Source organism: Kitasatospora sp. NPDC088779 (assembly GCF_040685395.1).
Classification (GTDB): Bacteria; Actinomycetota; Actinomycetes; order Streptomycetales; family Streptomycetaceae; genus Kitasatospora.
Genome location: NZ_JBFBHW010000033.1, coordinates 26,548 through 49,620, shown reverse-complemented (window position 1 = coordinate 49,620; position 23,073 = coordinate 26,548). Strand labels below are relative to the sequence as shown.

The window sequence follows — 23,073 nt, the reverse complement described above, 5'->3', positions numbered from 1 at the left end:
GCCGGGATCAGGGGGCGCGGGCGATGAGCACGGGTTGGAAGAAGCCCGTTCGGGCGGGTGGTTGCCAGCGGGAGGCGGTGAAGCCGGCCTCGGAGGCGAGGGTGGTGAGCTGGGACTGGGTGAGCGCCCAGTAGGTGGAGCGACGGATGTCGGTCTGCCAGTGGCCGGTGGCATCCGGGGTGAGGCGGAAGAGCTCCAGGTCGTAGCGCTCGCCGTCCTCGTGCCAGTGCCAGAGCTGGAAGATGACGGACCGCAGGCCGTCGCGTTCGCTGGTCTGGGGCGGGGTGGAGGCCGGGCGGGAGCGGCGCAGGTCGTCGTAGGGGCGGGTGGTGAGCAGGAGCAGACCGCAGGGGCGCAGCACGCGGCGCATCTCGGTGAGGGCGGTGCGGACGTCCTCGGGGGTGAGCAGGTGGGGGAGCGCGTTGTCGGCGCAGACGACGACGTCGAACCGGGCGTCGGCGAAGGGGAGCCGGCGCATGTCGGCGGCCGCGGTGGGGAGACGGAGGCCCCGTCGGGCGGCTTCGGCGGCGGCCCGGGCGGCGGACGCCGGGCTGAGGTCGGTGCCGGTGACGCGGTGGCCGAGGGCGGCGAGGCCGAGGGACTGGGTGCCGATGCCGCACGCGCAGTCCAGGACGTCGACCGGGCGATCGCCGAGGCCGGCGCGGATCAGGGCGTCGAGGCTGGCGCCCTGGCGGGCGACGGAGGCGTCCCAGTCGGGGTAGAGGAGGTGGTACCCGGCCGCGAACTCGTCGTAGAAGCGGCCGACGGGGGACTGTGGGGAGGGGGTCATGGCGTCGGAGGCTCCACGGTGGAGAGAGGGGTGAAGAGCGGGCACGACGGGCGTTGACGTGGGCGAGGTGGTAGGCGGGGCCCTCGCCTGCCCGTTCGTCACGCCGTCATCCTCGCCCAGTCGTACCGGGGGCGGACACCGGTTTTCCGAGGGCGGGGAACGATGGGGCGGCACGGTGGAACGAGTGCCGAACGAGTATCCGTCGGGCGGGACGGGATGCGTCGAGCGGCAGTGCGGGGAGGTGCCGGCTGTGCTGGCCGCCTTCGAGGCGGACGGCGGAGGTTCGGAGCCGGTGACCGGGCTGATCGCGGCAGGCGGTCTGCGAGTGGTCCGGGGAACCGCCCTGCGGTACGAGGGGATGACCCGGAGGGTGAAACGGTTCGCCGGGCGGGCGGGCCACGGGGATGATGCCGGTATGCGCACCTTCGAAGAGCTGATCGCCGAGGCCGAGGCGGTGTCCGTGGACGGCTGGGACTTCTCCTGGCTTTCCGGCCGCGCCACCGAGGAACGGCCGTCCTGGGGCTACCAGCGGCTGCTGGCCGAGCAGCTGGGCCGGGCCTCGGCGGCCTTGGACATCCAGACGGGCGGCGGCGAGGTGCTGGCCGGCGCGGCCCGGCTCGCCGCCGCGAAGCCCGTCGCAGGACAGCCCGTCGCAGGAAAGTCCGCCCCCGGCGCGCCCGCCCCCGCGCAGCGCGGAGCGCTTCCGGCCACCATGGCGGCCACCGAGTCCTGGCCGCCGAACGTCGCGCGCGCCACCGGCCTGCTGCACCCGCTGGGCGTGGTGGTAGTCGCGGACCCGGACGAGCCGCCGCTGCCGTTCGGCGACGGGGCCTTCGACCTGGTCACCAGCCGTCATCCGGTGAAGGCCTGGTGGTCGGAGATCGCCCGGGTGCTGCGGCCCGGCGGTACCTACTGCGCCCAGCACGTGGGGCCGGCGTCCGGCTTCGAACTGGTTGAGTACTTCCTCGGCCCGCAGCCCGAGGCACGCCGGGCCCGCCGCCCGGAGGACGAGAGCGCCGCCGCGCGCGACGCCGGGCTGGAGGTGGTGGACCTGCGCTCCGAGCGGCTCCGGATGGAGTTCCTCGACATCGGCGCGGTGGTGTACTTCCTGCGCAAGGTGATCTGGATGGTCCCGGGCTTCACCGTCGACGCCTACCGGGACCGGCTGCGCGAGCTGGACGCCCGGATCCGAGCCGAGGGCCCGTTCGTGGCCCACTCGGCGCGTTTCCTGATGGAGGCGCGCAGGTAGATCGACTGATCCGGTGTCCGCATCGTACAGATATGGAAGAGTCGAGGGAAGTCTGGAAGGTCCGGCTGGCCGCCCCTGCCAGTGTGAGCACCGTTTGTCCGGGAGACAGCTCGAAAAGTGCTCTGAACTGGAGAGATGTCCCGTGCAGTCCCGCGTCGAGAGCGATTCGATAGGTGTTGGGCGGCCTGCTCAGCCAGTGCGATGGGACCCATGGGCCTCCAGCTGGGGGCCTCCGCGGGTAAGGGTGCTGACAGTGGCCGAGTCTCGCGTCCGGGCTTGTTGGGCAGGGTCTGCTCGTACCTATGCTGACCTCTTGCTGACCATATCTGATGAACCATCAGATATGCGCTGTGGCTCACAACAGGCCGGGCAGGCCGGCGGTGGTGGCGCGGCGAGGATGGCGACCTGGCGGCCGTCGAAGATGCGTTGGCCGATGCCGGGGTGTTCCTCGATGTGGTGCAAGGCGTCCGTCCAGCGGCCGGTGGAGGTGAGGGCGCGGGTTCCGTCGGCGATGATGACCCGCCACAGCCACTGGCGGACTTCACTGCGCTGCTCTCCGGTCTCGGTGAGGTGGGCGGGGACGGTGATGCCGTCAAGGGAGGACTTGGTGGCGGTGGTGACGGCGCGGTAGAGGCCGAGGAGGAGTTGGCGGCCGCGGCGGTGGTGGCCGGCGCGGATGTGGAGGCGGGCGAGGTTGACGATCGGCTCCAGGCCGCGGATGGCGCTCGTCGAGGGGAGCGGGCCGCGGGTGAGGTAGAGGGCGGCGTGGCGGTGGCACAGGTCGCGGGCGTAGTCGGGCAGGGCGAGGTCGGAGGCGAGGAGCGCGGCCTGGTTGAAGACGGTGGAGGCGAGGCCCGGATCGTTCTGCCGGGGGCCGTGTCGGCCAGCCCGGTGAGTCGGCCGACACGGGCGTCGAGGGGTTCGAGAGGACACCGCATCGCGCCCGTACCCGAGGCCTGGCGGTGCACGGCTCCGTCACCGAAGTCGAGTGACGCTTCCACAAGCACCACTCACGGATCCTCGCGATGAGCTCTTCATCGGGCCACGCCGCGGATTCGGGTCACAACCGGCACGGTGGAAGCAGCCGGTGACATCGATCCGAGAACGTGGACCCGTCGAGTGCGGGACCGGCGGAAGTCCCGGCGCCGATGGTCTTGGTTGGGCTGCAGGCTGCGCTGGTCACCTGCGTGAGCGCTCCCGGTGGCGGTCCCGGCACGTCGGGCATTTCCTGGAGGGGGCGAGCCGATCGTCAACCATCTCGTCCAGGACAGTTGACCCAGGGAGTATGTGATGCCCGCCGATGCGTCAGGGCCGGATCCGGGGGGGATCGGGGGACGCGCGGCCGCCGGACGGCAAGGGCGAGCGGTCGGCTCACGGCGGGCGGCCCGAGCCGGCCGAGCTCTCGACGGGCGAACGCAGTGAGCTGGACCAGCTGCGGCACCGTCTCAGCGCCCTGGAGGCGTCCGCACAGCCGTCAGGGGACCGGCACCACCGGCTTCGTACGTCGGGCGCGGTCGTCCTGATCGTCATCTCCTCTCTACTGGCGCTGCTCTCGGTCATCGCGGTCTGGACGAACTCGATCGTCGGCGACACCGACCGGTACGTCGCCACGGTCGCGCCGCTGGCCGGCAATCCGGATGTCCAGGCCGCGCTCACCGATCGGGTCACGTCGGAGGTCCTGGCCCAGATCGACGTGAAGGCCGTGGTGAACGAGCTGTCCCAGGCAGCCGTCCAGCAGGGTGCGCCACCCGAGCTCGGCAAGCTGATCGGCGGCCTGAGCGGGCCGATCACCAGCGGCCTCACGCAGTTGGTCAGCACCACCGTGAACAAGGTGGTGACCAGCGATCAGTTCGCGACCCTGTGGGTCGACGCGAACCGGGTGGTGCACTCCTCGCTGGACAAGGCGCTGACGGGCAAGGGCGGGGGAGCGGTCTCGCTGGAGAACAACCAGGTCGCCATCGATATCGGGCCGATCGTCGCCAAGGTCAAGGACCAGTTGGTGAGCTCCGGCTTCGGACCCGCCGCGAAGATTCCGGAGGTGCACACCAGCTTCGTGGTGTTCGCCTCGAAGGACATCGGCAAGGTCAAGAGCTACTTCCGGCTTCTGGAGATCATGGGGTCCTGGCTCCCGGTCATCGCGGTGCTGATCGCCGCGGCCGGCGTGTTCACCGCCGTGAACCGGCGTCGCGGCCTGATCGGTGCCGCCCTCGGGGTGGCCGTCGCCATGCTCCTGCTGGGAGCCGTGCTGACGGTCTTCCGGTCGTTCTACCTCGATCACCTGCCGCCGGGGGCATCCCAGGCCGCCGCCGGCGCGATCTACGACGCACTGATCCGCTTCCTGCGCGCAGGCATCCGGGTCGTCGGCGTGACGGCGCTGGTGGCGGCTGCCGGCGCGTTCCTGATCGGCCCGTCCAGGGCCGCCGTCGCTGTCCGCAGCGCCTGCAGCTCGTCGATCGGCGCGTTGCGCGAGGTGGCGACGTCACACGGCATGCGCCTCGGGCCGGTGGGCCGCTTCGTGCACCGCTGCAAGCGCTGGATCGGCGCCGCCATCCTGGTTGTGGCAGCGGTCGTCCTCGCCACCTGGAACTACCCGACGGCGGTCGTGGTTCTGTGGATCGTCGTCGTGGTGCTGGCCGGGTTCGCGATCCGGGAGTTCCTGGATTCCGAACCGGGAGGCTCCCCTCCGGTGCCGTCGGCACCCACGGTCGAAGGCGGCCCATCCGCAGGTGGTTGAGGCTCCGGGACCAGGGACGCGACGCCGCGCCCAAGACGCTGCCGGCAGCGTTCAGCGCGGATCGGCACCAGTGCCGGGTGCGCGTCTGCCGCCTCCCCGAAATGCTGCCCGTGCAGTCGGGATGCGTCTCGGCAGGAGTGTTCCTAGAGTTGAAACAGCGGGTGCGACGCAGGGTTCCTTCTCGCTACTGACGCGTCGGCTCCGGCGCACCCTGAAGATGGCTCAGCATGACGACATCGTCCGAAACCCCCGTCCTCGACACCCTGGCCGCCATGACCCTCGACTCCGTCGAGCGGTGCGGGCTGCCCCCGGACATGCTCATCCTCACCCGTATTGCCGCACTCGCGGCCATGGACGCACCGGCGGTGTCCTACCTCGCCCACATCGATCCGGCCATCCAGACCGACCTGACCCCCGCCCAGATGCAGGACGTCCTGGTCGCGATCGCTCCGATCGTGGGAACCGCCCGGGTCATGTCCGCGGCCACCCACATCACCGAGGCCCTCGGGTACGTCATCGCCGTGGCCGAAGCCGAAGCCGGACTCGAAGCGTAGGCGGCCTCTCCGGAATCCGGGCCGCCTGGGCTCCCGACAGCGGTCCGGCCGTGCGCGCCCCGCGTGGGGCCGGACCTCGGCGTCGCCGGCGACGAGCTCACCGCCCGCTGAGACGGTTGTCGGCCGGGGTGCGGCGGATGAGGCGTCGCTCGGGGATTTCGGCCGGCGAGGCGGGCGTTCCCTGTGGTGCGGCGAGGCGCGGTCCGTAGCGCTTGGCCAGCGGGTCCGCGCTGAGGCCGTGCGCTAGGACGCTGAGCAGCACCGTGAAGGCGATCGCGGTGACAGCGGGCCGAGCCACGGGCCCGGCGAGGTCTTCCAGTGCGAGCAGTCCGAAGACGACGGATGCCAGGCCGCGTGGTCCGAACCAGCTCAGGAACAGGACGGCGGGCCGGCCGAGACGGGTCCCCGCCAGTGCGAGTGCCACCGGCAGCATCCGGACGACCGTCAGGCTAAACACTGCGTACAGCGCCGTCTGCCAGGTCAGAGCCTCCATCGCCGGTACCACCGCGATCACGCCGAAGATCAGCCAGACCAGCAGGGAGAGCAGGGCACCGGTCTCCTCGACGAAGGGGACCAACGCGGCCGCCGGGCCGCCCGCGGCGGTGAAGCGCCGGATCGACCATGACAGCCGCACCCAGAGCCGCGTCGGTGGGCGCCAGCGCCGAGCCGACGAGCAGGGCGAGCCAGACGGTCCCCACCCCGGGCAGGGCGAAGGCGGCAAGTGTGCCCAGTCCGATGGACAGCGGCAGCCCGAGGAGCAGCAAACGCAGGCACAGCCCCAGATCCGGGCGTAGCTGGCGCAGCCCGACCCGGGAGGCGTCGGAGAACAGCACCAGCGCCAGAGTCGCCTCGGCCAGGACCTTCACCATTTCCGGGCTGGGGGTGATCCCGAGCGGCGTCAGCGGGCCGTGGGTCAGCAGGACGCCGGCTGAGGTGAACACGATGGGCGCGGTCATGTCCAAGCGTTCCAGTCGTGCCGAGAGCATCCCCCAGACGAAGACCAGCCCGGTGATGATCGCCAGATCCGCGGAGGTCATCGCGTCACCTCGGATCTGCTGCCGCGATGGCCGACCGGACTGGACGCGCGACCGGTGCGGGCCGGTGGGCGGGCGGTGGGCGAACGGCGGCGGGGCCGATCCTGCTCCGTCCCTTCCTCTGTCATGGCTGCAGTGTGGCAGCCGCGCCGCAGGGCAGGTCGCAGGCGTACACCCACCGTGGCGGACGTGTCGGGCCCTCTCGGCGGCTGACCGTTCGGACGTCCGACCCGGGCCTTCCCGATCAGGGCCCGACGTGAGAAGGCGCCGCCCGTGCGCGGACGGACGGTGCTTCGCGGCCGAGCCGGTCCAGCGCCGAGGGCGGTCCGCCTCCGGGCCGCCGCCGAGGCACGGGGTGCGGGCTACCTCGTGGCCGGTGCCTTCGGGGCGGCGTTGTACGGGGTGTGGTGGTCGCCGATGTGCAGCTGCTCCCGGAAGCGGTTCTCGTTTCGGAAGCCTCTCCGTGACCGGCCTCCGCGCCTTCGGCCCGGTCAGAGCCAGCCGCGCCGGGCGGACTTCAGCCCGGCCTCGAAGCGGCTGGCGGCTTCGAGGCGTTCCATCAGGGCCGCCATCTGGCGCCGGACGGTGCGGACCGAGACGCCGAGCCGCTTGGCCACCGCTTCGTCGGTGAGTCCGGTGGAGAGGAGGCGCAGGACCTCGCGCTCGCCGGGGCTGAGGCCCACCGGCTCCCCACCGGCGCGGTCGTCGGCGATCGGGACGGCGGCCTCCCAGGTCCGTTCGAACAGGGCGACCAGTGGGGCGACGATCCCCGGCTCCCTGGTGCACAGGGCGCCGGCCCGGGTGTTCTGCGGGTCGATCGGTACCACCGCGGTGCTCCGGTCGAAGACCAGCATCCGCGGCGGCAGGACGGGAGCGGTCCGCACCTCGCCGCCGAGGCCGACCAGCCAGCGGGCGTAGCCGAGGGTCGCCGGATCGTCGTGGACGCTGTCCTGGTAGATGGTGCGCAGGCCGACCCCGCGCAGCAGGGCCTCCTCGTCCAGGGGGCGGGAGGCGGCCAGGCTGGCCGCGGACTGGGCGCCGCCGGGCATCACCGCCAGGGCCTCGGTGGTCAGCCGGGCGCTCAGCATCTCCAGCTTCTCCTGGATGGCGTCCAGCCCGACGAGCCGTTCGCGGACGCCGACCGGGGTGTCGGTGCGCAGCGTCGCGTACGCCGCCAGGGCGCGTGCGACGGCCGCCTTGGAGGCGGCAAACTCCTGCTGACGGCAGGCGAGTTCCTCTTCCTGTCGGCGCAGCAGGAGGTCGAGCCCGCGTTCCGGGCTGACCGGTCGCAGCGCGCCGGGCCGATCGCGGGAGGCCCGGAGCAGGGTGAGGTCCGCGAGCCGGTCGAGGGCGGTGTGCACGGCGGCCTCGGGAAGCGCGAGCCGGTCGCAGATTTCGGCGATCCCTCCGTCGGGGTCGGTGAGCATTTCCCGGTAGACCGCTTCCGCGGTGGTGTCCAACCCCAGCAGTTCCAGCATTCCGCGCCCCCGATCCCCGTGGTCGATTCGGTATTCCCGATCGGCCCGTTGTCGATCTTTCCGCCGGGTGGACACCCTTGCAAGGCATGATCCGGTCAACGCCCCCGCCCAGGTCGTCCGGGCCTCTTTGCAGCAAGCTGCCTGGCCTGATCCTGCCTGCCGGATCCGCTTCCCGTGACGGTTCGTGGAGGGGAGGATTCGCCGTGCGCGCTCTCTCGCCAAAGCCCGGACACCCAGAATTCCGGCGCCCTCGCCCTGGTTCCCGCACAGAACAGGACTCCGTCGTGTCCGTCCGCCCGCTCGCCACCGTCCTCGTGTCCCTCGCCCTCGCCGCCCCGGTCGTCCCCGCTCTCGCCACCCTCGCCGCCTCCGCCGCCTTGGCCCTCGCCGCCGGGGGTGCGGGCGGCGGGATCGGCTGGGACGGCCCCTCCGCCAGGTCGATCGGTTGGGACGCCCCGCCTGCCGCCGAGGCCTCCGGGCGGTCCTGACCTCGGTGTTACCGGTCCACCTGGCCCTGTCGGCCGGTTCCGCCTGGCCGTCGGGCGATGCGGTCGCCGCGAAGGTCCAGGCCGCCCTGTGGTCGTGTGCCGGTCCCGGCGGCGGCCTGGAGCACGCGCGCCTGCGCCGTCGTCGTCGGCGCAGGCCTGGTGCTCCACGTCCGCGCTCTTGACGGGACGGCGGCCCGTTCGAGGGCGTGGGCGCTGGTGGCCCGGGCACGGGCCGCCAGGGGTCGGCATCCGTTCGATCCGCGGTAGCCGGGCTCGAATGGTTTCCAATCTTCCGGACGGTTTTCGATCGATTTCGACCGCCTGGCAATTTGGCTGATTCATTGCGATTGCTTTGCTTCGCCATGACTCTCATGGGCTCGTCATGTCGATCCTTCCTCTCTCCTCCAACGACCGGCCCTCCCGAACCGCCGGCCCTCACCCGACGAACCGTCGACACCACAAAGAACCGTCACCCACACAGACCATCGAGGAGTTCCATGCCACGCCCCACGGGCGAACCGCCACGGCACCGGGCCGCAACCGGCGCGCCGTCCCCCTTGCCGACCCGCCGCCGTACCGCGCTGCGCAACACCGCCGTCGCCCTGGCCGTGGTGCTCGCCGCCGAGTCGGCCGTCGTCATCATGACGACCGGTCAGGCCGTCGCCGTCACCACGGAGCAGGCCCCGCGGCCCACCCGGTCCCTGGGCCCGGCCGAGGCCAAGGACCTCGCCACCGCCCACCTCAAGGCCCGGCTGGAGGACCGTCGGATCGAGGTGGTCGACGAGCGTACCGAGTCCACCACCACCTGGATCAACCCGGACGGCACCACCACCCTGGACGTCGCCTCCGGGCCGGTCCGCTACCAGGACGCGGCCGGTCGCCTGCAGCCGATCGACGTCGACCTCGCCCGCCAGCCTGACGGCAGCGTCAAGGCCAAGGGCCACCCGCTCAACCTCGCCCTGGCCGGCGCCACCCCGCCCGCCGCCGTGTCGGCGTTCAAGGCCGCCGGTGCCCAGGCCGGGGACCAGAAGGCCCCGAGCACCCCGCTGGTGTCGCTGGACAACGGCAACGGCACCGCCATGTCGCTGTCCTGGCGCGGCGCCCTGCCCGCCCCCACGCTGGACGGCGCCCGCGCCCGGTACGCGGACGCGCTCACCGCCACCGACCTCGTCATCGAGTCCACCCGCACCGGCTTCGAGCAGTTCCTGGAGCTCAAGGACCGCTCGGCGGTGGCCGCCAACGGCAGCGTCACGCTCACCCTCGACGCGGACGGCCTCCGGGCCCGGCAGAACCCGGACGGCTCGGTGTCGTTCCTCGACCCGAAGACCGGCCAGGAGGCCGGCCAGCTCCCGGCGCCGGTGATGTGGGACGCGCAGGTCGACGAGCGCAGCGGCGAGCACACCCGCACCGCGCCGGTCGGGCTGAAGGTCACCCAGGACGGCGACGCGATCGATCTGACGCTCACCCCGGACGCCGCCTTCCTGACCGACCCGAGGACCGTCTACCCGGTGACCGTCGACCCCGCGGTCAACATCGGCGTCGGCTTCGACACCTTCGTGCAGCAGGGTTACGGCACCGACGTCTCCGCGCAGACCGAGCTGAAGCTGGGCAACAACGGCTCCGGCCAGGTGGCCCGCTCCTTCCTGCAGTTCCCGATGGCGAAGATCAGCGGGAAGCAGATCACCGGCGGCAAGCTCAACCTGTGGAACTTCCACAGCTGGTCCTGCACGGCGAAGAGCTGGGAGGTCTGGGACACCGGCAGCGCCACCACCGCCACCCGCTGGACGGCGCAGCCCAACTGGAACCGCAAGTGGGCCACCTCCACCGCGACCAAGGGCTACTCAAGCTCCTGCAACGACGGCTGGGTGAACCAGGACATCACCGCCCTGGTCAAGGCCTGGGCCGGGAACGGCAACGCCAACAACACCCTGGGCATCCGGGCCACCGACGAGGCCGACCCGTACGGCTGGAAGAAGTTCAACTCCGGCAACGCGTCGTCCAACACCCCGTACCTGTCGGTGACGTACAACACCCCGCCGGCGGTCTCCACCCTGGTCTCCCCGGCGAACGCCGCGCTGACCAACGAGGCCAGGCCGACGCTGTCCGCCAAGGCGACCGACCCGGACGGCGGGAACATCGCCCTGGACTTCGAGGTCTGGACGTCCACCGGCACCGCGGCGCTCCAGTCCGGCCGGACCGGCCTCGCCGCCTCCGGCTCGACCTTCACCTGGACGCCGGGCACCGCGCTGGTGCCGGGCGCCTACAAGTGGCGCTCGCGGTCCTGGGACGGCACCGCCAACAGCGCGTGGTCGGGCTTCCGCACCTTCACCGTGGACACCACGGCGCCGGGCGCCACCACCGTCTCCTCCACGGACTTCCCGGCCGGCCAGTGGGCGGGCTCCCCGGACGCGAACGGCGACTACAGCGGCACCTTCACCTTCACCCCGCCGACCAGCGACGTGAAGGACGTCCAGTACCGGCTGGACGGCGGCGCCTGGGCGACGGTGGCGACCACCGGCGCGCCGGTCTCGGCCAAGCTCACCTTCAAGGCCGGGGCGCACAAGGTCACCGCGCACACCCGCGACGCGGCGGGCAACGTCTCCGCCGACAAGACCCACGCCTTCTACGCGGGCAAGGGCTCCGCCCTGGTGGCCCCGGGTCCCGGCGAGCGCCCGGCCCGCCGCACCTCGCTCCAGGCGGAGGGCAACAGCACCTACACCGGCGTGCGCTACCAGTACCGCCGCGGTGAGACCGACGCCTGGAAGGACGTGCCGGTCGCCAACGTAGCCACCACCGACGGCAAGCCGGTGGCCGCCTGGCCGTTCGCCGCCTCCGCCGGCAAGCCGGCCGCGCTGACCTGGAACATCACCGACACCCTGGCCGAGAACGGCCCGGTGGACGTGCGCGCAGTGTTCACCGACGGCACCGCCACCGACGCCACCGAGCCGACCACCGTCACGGTCGACCGGCACGCCGGCGACGCCCCCGAGACCCCGGTCGGCCCCGGCCAGGTCAACACCCTCACCGGTGACCTCACGCTCTCGGCCACCGACGCCCAGGGCTTCGGCCTGAGCGCCGAGCGCTCGTTCTCCTCCCGCCGGCCGCTCAACGGCTCGGCCCAGGAGGGCCAGGCGGCGATCTTCGGCCCGCAGTGGAGCTCCGGCACCACCGCCGAACTCACCGAGACCGCCTACTCCTACGTCCGCCAGACCTCTCCGACCTCGGTGTCGGTGGTCTCCTCGGCCGGCGGTGAGATCGGCTTCACCGCGACCGGCGCGGGCGGCTGGAAGCCGGAGCCGGGCGCGGCGGACCTCACCCTGAGCGGTGCGTTCACCGGCGCCTTCACGCTGAAGGACACCGCCGGTACCACCGTCACCTTCGGCAAGGTCGACCCGGCGGCCACCACCTGGCAGGCCACCGGCTCCTCGCTGCCCAGCGCCGACTCCACCACCTCCGTGGTCTCGGAGAAGGTCGTAGCCGGCGGCCGGACGCTGGCCCGCCCCAAGTACGTCATCGCGCCGACCGCCGGGACCGCCTCCGCCGACTGCGCCGCCGCGCCCGCCACCGCTGGCTGCCGCGTCCTGGAGTACGTCTACGCCACCGCCACCACCGCCACCCCGGCCGCCCTGGGCGACGTGGCCGGCCAAGTGAAGCAGATCCGGCTGTGGTCCACCGAGCCCGCCGCGAGCAGCGCCACCCCCGTGGCCGTCTCCCAGTACGCCTACGACGAGCAGGGCCTCCTGCGCGAGGTCTGGGACCCGCTGATCAGTCCCGCGCTGAAGACCGTCTACACCTACGACGCCGCCGGCCGGGTCGCCACCGAGGCCCAGCCCGGAGAGTTGCCCTGGACGCTGGAGTACGGCAAGGCCGGCAACGCCGCCACCGCAGGCGAGGGCATGCTGCTGGCCGCCTCCCGGGCGACCCTCAAGCAGGGCAGCAAGGACGTCACCGACGGCGCCGCGACCACCTCGATGGTGTACGACGTGCCGCTGTCGGGCGCCAACGCCCCGTACCCGCTGGGCCCCTCCGACGTCGCCGCCTGGGGCCAGAGCGACGCCCCGACCGACGCCACCGCCGTACTGCCGCCCGACGCCGTACCGGCGGGCCACGACGGCAAGGCCCTCGGCACCGCCGCCTACGCCCGCGCCTCGGTGACCTACACCAACGCCTCCGGGCGCGAGGTCAACATCGCTACCCCCGGCGGCGGAATCGTCACCACCGAGTACAACGCCCACGGCAGCCCGGTGCGAACCCTCTCGGCCGAGAACCGCATCCTGGCCCTGGCCGCCACCGGTGAGGGCCTGGGCAAACTGCGCGCCCTCGGCATCGCCGGCCGCTCCACCGCCGACCGCGCCCAGATGCTGTCCGCCCTGTCGGTGTACTCGGCGGACGGCAAGCGACTGGTCGAGCAGTACGACCCGCTGCAGCTCGTCACCCTGGAGCACGACCTGGCGGCCTCCGGCACCAGCCCCGCCCTGGTCGCGGGCGACGAGGTCCCGGCCCGCGCCCACACCGTCACCACCCACGACGAGAACCGCCCGGCGAACGCCGCGGTCAGTGACCGGGAGACCTCGGTCGCGGTCGGCGCCAGGATCGAGGGCTACGCCGCCGACGCGGACGTGCGCACCACCGCCACCGGCTACGACTGGGCCCAGGGCCTGCCCACCCGGTCCGTCCAGGACCCGATGGGTCTGAAGATCACCACCGCCACCGGCTACGACGCGAGCGGCCGCGTGGTCTCGCAGTCCCGCCCGAACTCCGACGGCTCGGACGCGGGCACCACCGTCACCACCTACTACGGCACCGGCGCCACCGGCTCGTGCGCGGGTCGCCCGGAATGGGCCGGGCTGGTCTGCTCCACCGCCCCGGCCGCGGCGGTCACCGGAGGCAGCGCCCCCGCGCAGCTGCCGACCAAGACGTACCAGTACGACCGCTGGGGCAACGTCACCGTCCTCACCGAGTCCGCCAACGGCGTCACCCGCACCACCACCCGGACCTACGACGGCGCCGGTCGCCCGACCAAGGTCTCCGTGACGGGCGGCACCGGCACCGCCGTGCCCGACACCGTGTACGGCTACGACCAGGCCACCGGCCAGCCGTCGACCACCGGCAACGGGACGGCGACCGTCACCCAGGGCTACGACCGGCTCGGCCGCCCCGTCTCCTACGACGACGGCGCCGGGAGCGTCACCACCACCGAGTACGACCGGCTCGACCGGGTGGTGAAGAAGTCCGACTCGGTGCCCTCCACCGTCACCTACGGCTACGACACCGCCAAGGACCCGCGCGGCCTGCCCACCAGCATGACCGATTCGGTCGCGGGCACCTTCACCGCCGGCTACGACGTCGAGGGCCGCCTGGTCTCCCAGACGCTGCCCGGCGGCAACACCCTCACCAGCTCCTACGACAGCCGGGGCATCCAGACCGGCAAGACCTACGCCACCCAGGCCGGGACCGTCCTGCTCGCCGACACCGCCGGCTTCACCGTCCACGGGCAGCAGGCCGGACGCACCCAGACCGACGGCAACAGCACCAGCGAGGACTACACCTACGACGCCGCCGGCCGCCTGTTGAAGGCCGTCTCCGGCAACGGCCTGGACTGCGCCACCCGCAGCTACGCATTCGACCGGAGCAGCAACCGCACCAAGCGCACCACGGTCGGCGACGACTGCGACCCGGCCACCGCCGACGCCGTCACCACCGCCGAGAACCACGGCTACGACGCCGCGGACCGGATCACCGACCCCGGTTACGCGTACGACGCCTTCGGCCGCACCACCACGCTGCCCCGGGGCACCCAGCTGAGCTACCACGCCACCGACCTGATCCGCAGCGAGACGCTCGGCGGAACCCGCAAGACCTGGGACCTGGACGCCGCGGGCCGCCTCGCGACGGCCACCACGGAGACCAGGGGCGAGGACGGCACCTGGACCGTCACGGCCCGGGCCACCCACCACTACGACGGCACCGACGACAAGCCGACCTGGACCAGCGAGGTCAACGGCAAGCTCACCCGCAACGTCACGGACCTCGGCGGTCAGCTCGTGGCCGCCACAGGTACCGACGGCGGCGCGGTCCTGGTCCTCACCAACCTGCACGGCGACGCCTCGGTCCAGATGTCGCCCGACGGCACCCAGGACCTCGCCGTCTACCACTACGACGAGTACGGCAACGTCGCCGACGCCACCGGCACCACCGAGTACGGCTGGCACGGCGGGGAACTGCGGGCCAGCGACTCGCTCAGCGGCCTGATCCTCATGGGGGTCCGGGTCTACGACCCGGCCACCGGCCGCTTCCTCCAGACCGACCCGGTCCTGGAGGGCTCGCCGAACGCCTACGGCTACCCGGTCGACCCGATCACCATGGCCGACCTCGACGGTCTGCGCTGGCTGAAGAGTTGGAGCGCCACCATGAGCAAGGCGGGCGCCGCCCGCGTCGCCAAGCTGCTGAAGAACACCGGCTCGATCAGCAGCATCATCGGCCTGATCGTCGGACTCTTCCCGCACTTCGTGGCGAAGATCATCGGCGGCATCCTCAAGGCACTCGGCTTCCTGGTCAAGAGCATGGGCAAGGGGATCGCGGAGGCCAACAACCGCCGGGGCAGCAAGGGGGTGATCCTCACCCTCGGCATCTGGCAGAAGCACTACTGGACGCTGCCGTACCCTCGGAGCGAGATCAAGACCAGGTACTGAGCCCGCGTCCGGACCCGACCCGACCCGACCCGACCGGGCCGGGCCGGGTCCGGACGCACCGCACCACGACGCTCCGCACCAGCAGGCCGGCCGGCCCGGGGATGCCCCCGGGCCGGCCGCCTCGACGTACTCGGCAGACGGCAGTGCCCGGCGGAAGGGCCGTCCGGTGTTGTCGACGGGCAGGATGCGGTCGCCGGTGCCGTGCAGGATCGGGACCGGTACGTCGATGCGTGCGATGTCGGCGCGGAAGTCTGTGTACCAGGTGGAAGGTGCGGCGGAGACGACGTAGGAGCCCCCGGCGGCCGCGGTGTTCCAGCTGTTGCGGACGGCCTCCTCGCTTGGCCTTGTCCTGAGTGGCGAAGCCGGATTCCTCCGTCTGGCGTCCTGCCGCGTTGCGGTACCTGATCTTGTACTCGTGCGGGTACTTGCTCCAGCGGGACTCGGGGTGCTCGCACTCCTTGCAGAAGCTGCCCATGCCGCGGGTGAGGTCTGTGGTCGCGATGGTGGTTGGAACCCCCGGGAGTCTTGCTGACCTTTTGCTGACTCCGGATGGTCGATCATGCCCCTGAGCTGGGCGGAAACGTCAGTCCCGCCATATCCTGCGGAAGGTGATCTGGATGGTCCCGGGCTTCACCGTGGCGGCCTACCGGGACCGGCTGCGCGAACTGGACGCCCTGATCCGGGCGGAGGGGCCGTTCGTCGCCCACTCCGCGCGCTTCCTGATCGAGGCGCGCAGGCCGTAGGGCGGTTCAGGCCCGGCTGCGCCCCGCCGGGGAGACCGGCGGGGCGCAGCCGCGCTGGCAGGTGGTGCTGTCACGCGACGGCGTCAGGCGGCGCCGCTCACGCCAGGGCGACCAGCTCCAGGTAGGAGTCGTGCCACAGGTCCTCGTCGCCGTCGGGGAGGAGCAGGACGCGGTCGGGCCGCAGGGCCTCGATGGCACCCGGGTCGTGGGTGACCATCACGATCGCGCCCGGGTAGGTGCCGACCGCCGCCAGCACCTCCGCCCGGGAGGCCGGGTCGAGGTTGTTGGTGGGCTCGTCGAGCAGCAGGACGTTGGCGCCGGAGTGGACCAGGCCGGCCAGCGCCAGCCGGGTCTTCTCACCGCCCGAGAGGACCCCGGCCGACTTGTCGGCGTCGTCGCCGCGGAACAGGAACGCGCCGAGGACGTGCCGCAGTTCGCCGTCGCTCAGGTGGGGCGCGGCCTGGGCGAGGTTGTCGCGGACGCTGCGCGCCGGGTCGAGGGTGTCGTGCTCCTGCGCGAAGTAGCCGAGCCGCAGGCCCGGGCCGGGCACCACCCGTCCGGTGTCGGGGCTCTCGTGGCCGGCCAAGACGCGCAGCAGGGTGGTCTTGCCGGCGCCGTTCAGGCCGAGCACGACCATCCGGCTGCCCCGGTCGACGGCCAGGTCGAGGCCGGTGAGCACCGGGCGGCCGGCGTAGGCCTTGGCGAGGCTGATCGCGCCGAGCGGCATCCGGCCGCAGGGGGCGGGTTCGGGCAGCCGGATCCGGGCCGTCCGTTCGGCCTGCCGGGCGGGTTCGAGGTCGGCGAGCATCCGGTCGGCGCGGCGGGCCATGCTGCGGGCGCTGGTGGCGGTGGCGACGTTGGCCCGCATCCGGTCGGCCTGGGCGTGCAGGGCGGCGGCCTTGCGTTCGGCGTTGGCCCGTTCCCTGGTGCGGCGGCGCTCGTCGGCGGCGCGCTGGTCGAGGTAGGCCCGCCAGCCGGTGTTGTGGACGTCGATCGCGGCGCGCTGCGGGTCGAGGTGGAAGACCCGGTTGACGGTGTCGGCGAGCAGACCGAGGTCGTGGCTGATCAGGACCAGCCCGCCCTGGTGGGACGCGAGGAAGCCGCGCAGCCAGGCGACGGAGTCGGCGTCGAGGTGGTTGGTGGGTTCGTCGAGCAGCAGGGTGCCGTGGTCGGCGAAGAGGATCCGGGCCAGCTCGACCCGGCGGCGCTGGCCGCCGGAGAGGGTGCCGACCGGGGTGTCCATGACCCGGGCGGGCAGTCCGAGGCCGGCTGCGACCCGGGCGGCCTCGGCCTCGGCCGCGTAGCCGCCCCGGGACTGGAACTCGGCCTCGGCGCGAACGTAGACGTCCATCGCCCGGCGCTGGTCGTGCGGTCCGTCGGCCTGCGCCATCGCCTCCTCGGCGGCGCGCAGCGCGCGGACGGCGGTGGCCAGGCCGCGGGCGGACAGGATGCGGTCGGTGACGGTGGCGGACGGGTCGGCGGCGCGGGAGTCCTGCGGGAGGTAGCCGACGGGGCCGGTGCGGGTGACCGTCCCGGCGGCGGGCGGCAGTTGTCCGGCGAGGGTGGCGAGCAGGGTGGTCTTGCCGGCGCCGTTGCGGCCGACCAGGCCGATCCGGTCGCCGGGGGCGATGTGGACGGTGATGTCGGACAGCAGGAGGCGGGCGCCGACGCGCAGGTCGACACCACGGGTGGTGATCATGGGATAACGCTCCGAAACAGCGAACGGACACACGGGTGGTGTGGAGGCGGGTCCGTCGGCTAGGAAATTCGGGGCGTAGACATGCGGCCAGGGTAGCGGGGCGGGTGAAGCGTCCGCATCCGAATTACCGGGGGAGCGCACCGCGTCCGCGCGGGTTTCGGCCAGTGGGGCGGGTGTTGGCTCGTGGGGCCCCCTTGCCGGGGCGCGGGCCCCGGGCTTCCATGACCCGCATGGGTCGACGTGAGCTCGTTCTCCTGACTGATCACAGTTCGACCGAAGGAAGCCGGGACGTCCTCGTCGCCGCCGCCCGGGCCCTCACCGGCCGGGCGCCCGTGCTGCTCGACGCCCGGCACTTCATGACCGGCGGGGGCGGCCGGATCCGCCCCGGCGACGAGGGCGGGCTGCGCCTGGAGGCGGACGGCCGCAGCGTGGCGGCCGACGCCGTCGTGGTGTACGAGATCCCGCCGCACCGGCGGCGCGACTTCGCGCCCTTCCAGCGGCTGCTGGGCGCGCACGGTGCCCGCTCACTCGGCACCGATGTGCAGGCCTGGCGGGCGGCCACCGAGAAGGACCTCACGGTGGCCCGCTTCACCCGCGACGGCGTCGCGCACATGCCGACCGTCTCGCTGTCCCGGCCGAGCCCGCGGGCCGCCGCCGAGGCCTTCGACCGGCTCGGCGGCGACGTCTGGGCCCGGCCCTGCGTCGGGATGGGCGGCGACGACGTCTTCCACGTCACCACCCACGCCCAACTCGCCTCCGCCGCACGGCACTACGAGCACGACGGGGCGGACTGGCTGATCGCCCGGGACGCCCGCAACTTCACCCCGGACGGCCGCCGGCACCAGTACCGGGTGGTGGTGCTCGACGGCCGGGTGGTCCGGGTCGTCGAACACGTGCAGGCGGATCCGGACGCCCCCTGCAACGAGAGCCGCGGCGCCGTCTCCGCCCCGCTCGCCGCCGCCGAACTGCCCCGGGGGCTCGCGGACCTGGCGATCCGCGCGGTCGCCTGCCTCGGCCTGCCGCTGGCCGGTGTCGACCTCGCCGCCGAGAGCGGCGGCGTGGTCTTCGAGGTCAACGTCCACCCGGCGTTCGGCCGCGGCGCCCTGGAGCAGGTCGCCGTGCCGTACGTGGCCGCGCACCTGGAGCCCGTCTGACGGTTCCGGCGGGGCGCACGGCGGGCCGGGCGCGCCCCTGGTCGGCAGCTGTGCGGAGCAGGCCGGCTCTCCTCACCCGAGGGCGCCCCCGGCCGGTCAGCTCCGCAGGATGGCGGCGAGGAGCGACGGGCGGAACAGCAGCGTCGGCGGGGCGACCAGCGACATCACCTCGTGGAACGCGGCGGTGACCGCCGGGTCGTGGGCGGCGCCGGCCAGCACCTTGTCGAGGAAGCGGTGCTGGAACGCGAGCAGGGCGCCGGAGGGGCCGCCGGTGGTGGCGGCGAAGCGGACGTCCTCGGTGCAGGACATCACCCACGGGTTCTTGGAGACGGCCGCGATCGCACGCCGGGCGTCCCGGGCCGTGGCGTGGCCGATGCCGCCGTGGCGCAGGGCGGTGCGGCGCAGCTCGCGGGCGCAGAACAGGGCGACGGTGACGCCCTGCCCGTACACCGGGTTGAAGGTGCTGGCGGCGTCGCCGACCACCACCAGGCCGTCCGGGGCGCTGCGTTCGTAGTGTCGCCGGATGCCGGGGCCGGGGACGAAGCCGCGCACCTCGCCGGCCGGCTCGGCCTGCTGGAGCGCCTCGCGGATGCTCGGGTCGCGCAGCCGGGCCAGTTGCTTGGTGAACCCGGCTTCGCCGGGCTCGGGTTCGGCGCCGCGCATGCCGGCGACGCTGACGATCCAGCGGTCGCCCTCGACCGGCAGCAGTACGCCCAGGTGGGGCGCGTCGGGGGCCTTGGTCTGCAGGTATATCGCCTTGTAGCCGATGTCGACGCCGGCCGGGCGGTGGAACAGCCGGGAGGAGTACGCGACGCCCGCGTCCACCCGCTCCTCGGGCACCGGCGGGTGGCCCAGCTCCGCCAGCCAGTCCGGCACCGAGGTCGTGCGGCCGGCCGCGTCCACCACCAACTCGGCCGGGATCTCCCGGACTTCGCCGCGCTCTGGCCCGCGGTCGCGGACCTTGACGCCGGTCACCGTGCGGGCCGACCCGAGCAGGCCGACCACGTCGGCGCCTTCCAGGAACTCGATCGCGGGATCGGCGCGGACCCGGTCCAGCACCGCCTTGTCCAGCACCGGCCGGGTGCAGGAGAGGAAGGCGAGCTGTGCCGGGTACTGCGCCATCCACCCCGCCGAGCTGAGCCACTTCAGATCGCCCGAGACGGCGACCCTCATCGCGCCCGCCTCCGTGAGCTCCTTCTTGATGCCGGGCATCATCTCCTCCAGCGCCCGGTGCCCGGCCTCCAGCACCAGGTGCGCGTGTCGGCCCTGCGGCACCCCGGCCCGGAACGTGGGCTCCGCCGGGTAGCGGTCCCGCTCCACCACCACGATCCGCTCGGCGAACCCGCGCAGGGCCCAGGCCGCCACCGTGCCGGCCAGTCCGCCGCCGATCACCACCGCCGTGCCCCGCCCGGGGGCCGTTTCCGAAGAAGTCATGACACGTAGCGTAGTCGGGCGGTGGCGGCCCCGTAGTCGCATCGGCGGGACGAACGGGCAGGGTGCGAGCGGCCGTTGGAGCCCGAACGCGCCGGGCGCACGACCGGCCCGGAGCGTTGCCGCGCGGGCCCCCGGGGGCGGGCGGTGGGAGGCACCCGGGAGCGGGTACTACACTCGGCGGGAGTTGTGCAGGCCCCCCTTTCGGTGCGCGGGCGCGCGGAGCCGAGGAGGTGAGAGCCGTGGAGTGCAGTAGTCCGGGTCGAAGTCGGCCCCGCCCCCGGTTGTCCCGCACCATTCGCGGCACCCGGCGTTCCTCCTCCCGTACGGCTCCCGCGCGGCGCTGACCTCGTCCTCGACGAGGTGCCGCCGGTCGCGCCGTGCGCGTGGTGGCCGGCCGGGCGCCTCCGGCCCGCTGTCCCCGGACGGCGGCCCGGGCACCCACCGTGGAGGTATCCGCCATGTCCGACTGGCGTGTGCGCGCCGTGCGCGCGAGCAAGCGTCCGTTCTCCCGCCCCGTCGGGGGCTCCGGCCCCGTCGACACGCAGCCGGCGCCGGAGCACTCGATGGATCCGCGGCCCGACCAGCCCGTCGAGCCGGTCACCCTGGAGCGCTCGGTGGTGGACGCGGCGGTCTACCGGGACGGGCGGCGGATCGACGCACCGGCGAACCTCGCCGACATCTACCGCGAACTGCCCGACCGGCCCGGCGCGATGGCCTGGATCGGCCTGTACCGCCCGGCCGAGGCGCAGCTGCTGGAGGCGGCGGACCGGTTCAACCTGCACGAACTGGCCGTCGAGGACGCCATCGTCGCCCACCAGCGGCCGAAGCTGGAGCGCTACGGCGACACGCTGTTCGTGGTGCTGCGTGCCGCGCGCTACCTGGACGAGGCGGAGGAGGTCGACTTCGGCGAGATCCACCTCTTCGTGGGCCCCGACTTCGTGCTCACCGTCCGCCACTCCCAGGCGCCGGACCTGTCCGCGGTGCGCCGCCGCCTGGAGACGGACCCGGACCTGCTCGCGCTCGGCCCGGAGGCGGTGCTGTACGCGGTGCTGGACGCGGTGGTGGACGGTTACGCGCCGGTGATCGCCGGGCTCCAGCACGACATCGACGAGATCGAGACGGAGGTGTTCGGCGGCGACCCGCAGGTCTCCCGGCGCATCTACGAGCTGTCCCGCGAGGTGATCGAGCTCCAGCGGGCGACCCGGCCGCTGCTGGAGATCATGAGGAGCCTGGAGGCGGGCTTCGGCAAGTACGGCACCGACGACGAGCTGCAGCGCTACCTGCGCGACGTCGCCGACCACGCCACCTACGCCGCCGAGCGGGTGGACGGCTTCCGGCAGATGCTGCAGAACATCCTGACCGTGAACGCGACGCTGGTCTCGCAGCGGCAGAACGAGGAGATGAAGCAGCTCGCCGAGGCCGGGCACGTGCAGAACGACGAGATCAAGAAGATCTCCTCCTGGGCGGCGATCCTCTTCGCGCCGACGCTGATCGGCACCGTCTACGGGATGAACTTCGAGATCATGCCGGAGCTAAAGTGGGCGTTCGGCTACCCGTTCGCGATCGGGCTGATGGCGCTGGTCTGCACCGGTCTGTACGTGGTCTTCAAGCGCCGCAACTGGCTCTGACAGCGGGGCGGGGCGGGGCGGGGCGGGGCGCGGCACGGTCGGTTCGGGCGCGGCGCTCGCGACCGGCTCCGCCGTGCGCCGAAATCCGGTGCGGGTTGACCGGCAGCCGCAACCGGCGTCGGCCGCACGGCTGTTCGCCCGGCGTCAGGGATTCGTCAGGGCGGCGGCGCGGCGCTTGCCCCGGTCCGCGCCCGCCGGTTGGATGAGGAGCATGAACCGCCCGGCACGCCACCACGACCGCCCGCCGCATCCGCGGCCGCCGGTCCGCGTCGCCGCGGCCGCCATCGCCGTGCGCTGATCCGCGCCTCCCCGCCGGAGGGCACGGCACGTGCCGCGCCCCGCCCCGTCGCCCGATCGGCGCGGGGTGCGGGCGGGCGCGCGAGTTCCGCATCTCATCAGGTCTTTTGAGCCCGCACCCCGGCCCGGACAGGGCCGGCGGTGCCCCGCACCCTGGGAACGGTCATGTCCGAATCCGCCCTGTCCGCTCGTACCGCCCTCGTCACCGGCGCCTCCTCCGGCATCGGCTGGGAGACCGCCCGGCTGCTCGCCGGGCTGGGCGCCACCGTGCTGGTGCACGCCCGGACCACCCCGGAGGCCGAGGCGGCCGTCGCCCGGCTGGTCGACGCCGGCGCCCGCCGGGACCAACTCGTCGAGCTGGCCGCCGACTTCACCCGCCTCTCGGAGGTCGCGGTGCTGGCCGGTACGGTCGTCAAGCACTACCCGGCGCTGGACCTGCTGGTCAACAACGCCGCCGCGATGGCGCCCGAGCGCTGCACGCTGACCGATGACGGCAACGAGGTCTCGCTGCAGGTCAACTTCCTGGCCGCGCACCTGCTGGCCAGGCTGCTGCGGGCGCCGCTCTCGGCATCCGGCGACGCCCGGATCGTCAACGTCTCGTCCTCGCTGCACCGGACGGCTTCGATGAACTGGTCGGACCCGCACCGGGTGAAGAGGTACTCGCGGGTGGCCGCGTACGCGCAGTCGCAGCTCGCGCTCACCATGGCGACCGCCGACATGGCCCCGGCCGGCTCCGGCATCACCGCCGTCAGCCTCAACCCGGGCCTGTGCGACACGGCGCTGCTGCCGCTGTACGGGCGGGCCGGCGCGCCGGCGGCGGAGGGTGCGGCGGCCGTCGTCCGGCTCTGCCTGCCGGACGTCGCGGTCGCCAACGGCGCCTACTACGACGGCGGTTCGGTGGCGCCGGTGGCGCAGGCCGCCCAGGAGGAGCGCTCGCTGAAGCGCCTGGTCAAGCTGGCAGACCAGTTGGTCGGCCAGGCCGCTTGAAGCCCTTCCCCGGAATCGGAGAGCACGCGATGTCCAAGCGCGCCCGCAAGAAGAGGGCCCGGCGGAAGAACACGGCGAACCGCGGCCGCCGGGCCGGGCAGGGCTGACCCGC

Annotated in this window: 14 protein-coding genes and 3 pseudogenes; 9 read left to right on the top strand and 8 right to left on the bottom strand. The window is 73.1% G+C overall.

Annotation, left to right across the window (positions count from 1 at the left end; genetic code table 11):
• Positions 1-7 precede the first annotated feature (7 nt).
• The gene (locus AB0P03_RS27060) at positions 8-790 is read right to left on the bottom strand and encodes a class I SAM-dependent methyltransferase (RefSeq protein WP_363631339.1); all 783 of its coding nucleotides are present in this window, start codon (positions 788-790) and stop codon (positions 8-10) included.
• 415 nt (positions 791-1,205) lie between these two features.
• On the opposite strand from AB0P03_RS27060, the gene AB0P03_RS27055 reads away from it, so the two are divergent.
• Positions 1,206-2,039, top strand: a complete 834-nt coding sequence (locus AB0P03_RS27055) for a methyltransferase domain-containing protein (RefSeq protein ID WP_363631338.1) — start codon at positions 1,206-1,208, stop codon at positions 2,037-2,039.
• A 387-nt stretch (positions 2,040-2,426) separates the two neighbouring features.
• Here AB0P03_RS27055 and AB0P03_RS27050 read toward each other — a convergent pair.
• Positions 2,427-2,977 (bottom strand): annotated as a pseudogene (locus tag AB0P03_RS27050) (hypothetical protein); the annotation flags it as partial.
• A 362-nt stretch (positions 2,978-3,339) separates the two neighbouring features.
• Here AB0P03_RS27050 and AB0P03_RS27045 point away from each other — a divergent pair.
• Together AB0P03_RS27045 and AB0P03_RS27040 are read left to right on the top strand one after the other, a co-directional pair.
• Positions 3,340-4,773, top strand: a complete 1,434-nt coding sequence (locus AB0P03_RS27045) for a hypothetical protein (protein ID WP_363582659.1) — start codon at positions 3,340-3,342, stop codon at positions 4,771-4,773.
• 227 nt (positions 4,774-5,000) lie between these two features.
• Positions 5,001-5,327: a carboxymuconolactone decarboxylase gene (locus AB0P03_RS27040; RefSeq protein ID WP_363631336.1), complete on the top strand. Its 327-nt coding sequence runs from the start codon at positions 5,001-5,003 to the stop codon at positions 5,325-5,327.
• A gap of 97 nt (positions 5,328-5,424) precedes the next feature.
• Here the strand turns inward: AB0P03_RS27040 and AB0P03_RS27035 are convergent, their stop codons facing one another.
• From AB0P03_RS27035 to AB0P03_RS27025, 3 genes are all read right to left on the bottom strand, one after another.
• Positions 5,425-5,841 (bottom strand): cation:proton antiporter, encoded by a 417-nt coding sequence (locus AB0P03_RS27035; RefSeq protein WP_363631334.1) that lies wholly within the window; start codon positions 5,839-5,841, stop codon positions 5,425-5,427.
• Positions 5,777-6,364: a cation:proton antiporter gene (locus AB0P03_RS27030; protein WP_363631333.1), complete on the bottom strand. Its 588-nt coding sequence runs from the start codon at positions 6,362-6,364 to the stop codon at positions 5,777-5,779. The genes AB0P03_RS27035 and AB0P03_RS27030 overlap by 65 nt, the downstream gene beginning before the upstream one ends.
• 488 nt (positions 6,365-6,852) lie before the next feature.
• Positions 6,853-7,839, bottom strand: a complete 987-nt coding sequence (locus tag AB0P03_RS27025; RefSeq protein WP_363631331.1) for a helix-turn-helix transcriptional regulator — start codon at positions 7,837-7,839, stop codon at positions 6,853-6,855.
• A 284-nt stretch (positions 7,840-8,123) separates the two neighbouring features.
• Between AB0P03_RS27025 and AB0P03_RS27020 the strand changes: the two genes are divergently transcribed.
• Positions 8,124-8,327 carry a hypothetical protein gene (locus AB0P03_RS27020; RefSeq protein WP_363631329.1) on the top strand — a complete coding sequence of 68 codons (204 nt, stop codon included), beginning with the start codon at positions 8,124-8,126 and terminating at the stop codon, positions 8,325-8,327.
• 497 nt (positions 8,328-8,824) lie between these two features.
• Positions 8,825-15,019 (top strand): DNRLRE domain-containing protein, encoded by a 6,195-nt coding sequence (locus AB0P03_RS27015; protein WP_363582665.1) that lies wholly within the window; start codon positions 8,825-8,827, stop codon positions 15,017-15,019.
• Between the two features lie 120 nt (positions 15,020-15,139).
• Here AB0P03_RS27015 and AB0P03_RS27010 read toward each other — a convergent pair.
• A pseudogene (locus AB0P03_RS27010) lies at positions 15,140-15,373 on the bottom strand (alpha/beta hydrolase); the annotation flags it as partial.
• Between the two features lie 239 nt (positions 15,374-15,612).
• On the opposite strand from AB0P03_RS27010, the pseudogene AB0P03_RS27005 reads away from it, so the two are divergent.
• A pseudogene (locus tag AB0P03_RS27005) lies at positions 15,613-15,762 on the top strand (SAM-dependent methyltransferase); the annotation flags it as partial.
• A gap of 97 nt (positions 15,763-15,859) precedes the next feature.
• Here AB0P03_RS27005 and AB0P03_RS27000 read toward each other — a convergent pair.
• On the bottom strand, positions 15,860-17,461 hold the full coding sequence (locus tag AB0P03_RS27000) for an ABC-F family ATP-binding cassette domain-containing protein (protein ID WP_363631326.1): 1,602 nt from the start codon (positions 17,459-17,461) through the stop codon (positions 15,860-15,862).
• A 230-nt stretch (positions 17,462-17,691) separates the two neighbouring features.
• Between AB0P03_RS27000 and AB0P03_RS26995 the strand changes: the two genes are divergently transcribed.
• Positions 17,692-18,615 carry an alpha-L-glutamate ligase gene (locus AB0P03_RS26995; RefSeq protein ID WP_363631324.1) on the top strand — a complete coding sequence of 308 codons (924 nt, stop codon included), beginning with the start codon at positions 17,692-17,694 and terminating at the stop codon, positions 18,613-18,615.
• Positions 18,616-18,711: 96 nt separating this feature from the next.
• Here AB0P03_RS26995 and AB0P03_RS26990 read toward each other — a convergent pair whose 3' ends face one another.
• Positions 18,712-20,049, bottom strand: a complete 1,338-nt coding sequence (locus tag AB0P03_RS26990) for an FAD-dependent monooxygenase (RefSeq protein ID WP_363631323.1) — start codon at positions 20,047-20,049, stop codon at positions 18,712-18,714.
• Positions 20,050-20,507: 458 nt separating this feature from the next.
• Between AB0P03_RS26990 and AB0P03_RS26985 the strand changes: the two genes are divergently transcribed.
• Positions 20,508-21,677 carry a magnesium and cobalt transport protein CorA gene (locus tag AB0P03_RS26985; RefSeq protein ID WP_363582673.1) on the top strand — a complete coding sequence of 390 codons (1,170 nt, stop codon included), beginning with the start codon at positions 20,508-20,510 and terminating at the stop codon, positions 21,675-21,677.
• Between the two features lie 462 nt (positions 21,678-22,139).
• Positions 22,140-22,961: an SDR family NAD(P)-dependent oxidoreductase gene (locus tag AB0P03_RS26980; RefSeq protein ID WP_363582675.1), complete on the top strand. Its 822-nt coding sequence runs from the start codon at positions 22,140-22,142 to the stop codon at positions 22,959-22,961.
• Positions 22,962-23,073: the final 112 nt, after the last annotated feature.